The 701-nt window shown below is 68.8% G+C and carries 1 protein-coding gene; it reads left to right on the top strand.

The window, feature by feature from the left end:
- The coding region (locus MKW14_RS40710) for an electron transfer flavoprotein subunit beta/FixA family protein (RefSeq protein ID WP_240871837.1) at positions 1–607 on the top strand (607 nt) is incomplete at its 5' end.
- Positions 608–701 lie beyond the last annotated feature (94 nt).

Raw genomic sequence — 701 nt, 5'->3', positions numbered from 1 at the left:
GGTCCTGACGATCGGTCCGGAGGACGCCAAGGACGCGCTGCGCAAGGCGCTGTCGATGGGCGCGGACAAGGCGATCCACGTCGAGGACGACGACCTGCACGGCACGGACGCGATCGGCACGTCGCTGGTGCTGGCGAAGGCGATCGAGAAGGCCGGCTTCGACCTGGTGGTCTCCGGCATGGCCTCCACGGACGGCACGATGGGTGTCGTGCCGGCGCTTGTGGCCGAGCGGCTGGGGGTGCCGCAGGTGACGCTGCTGTCCGAGGTGTCCGTGGAGGACGGCACGGTGAAGGGCCGCCGTGACGGGGACGCCGCCTCCGAGCAGCTGGAGGCGTCGCTGCCGGCGGTGGTCTCGGTGACCGACCAGTCGGGTGAGGCGCGTTACCCGTCGTTCAAGGGCATCATGGCGGCGAAGAAGAAGCCGGTTCAGTCCTGGGACCTGTCGGATCTGGAGATCGACGCGGACGAGGTCGGTCTGGGCGGGGCGTACACGGTCGTGGACGGCGCCACGGCGCGCCCGGCCCGCACCGCGGGCACGATCGTCAAGGACGAGGGCGAGGGCGGCAAGCAGCTCGCCGCCTTTCTCGCGGAGCGCAAATTCATTTGATGCAGCCTCGCGAGCCAGAAGTTCATCTAAGGGCCTCGCGGCTCATCTCCCTTTCCCGTCCCTGAAGACCTCGCAATGTCGCAGGAGAGCAATC

Source organism: Streptomyces gilvus, assembly GCF_022513565.1.
Classification (GTDB): Bacteria; Actinomycetota; Actinomycetes; order Streptomycetales; family Streptomycetaceae; genus Streptomyces; species Streptomyces gilvus.
Note: the sequence above shows the minus strand (reverse complement) of the source record. Positions and strands in the feature narration are given on the sequence as shown.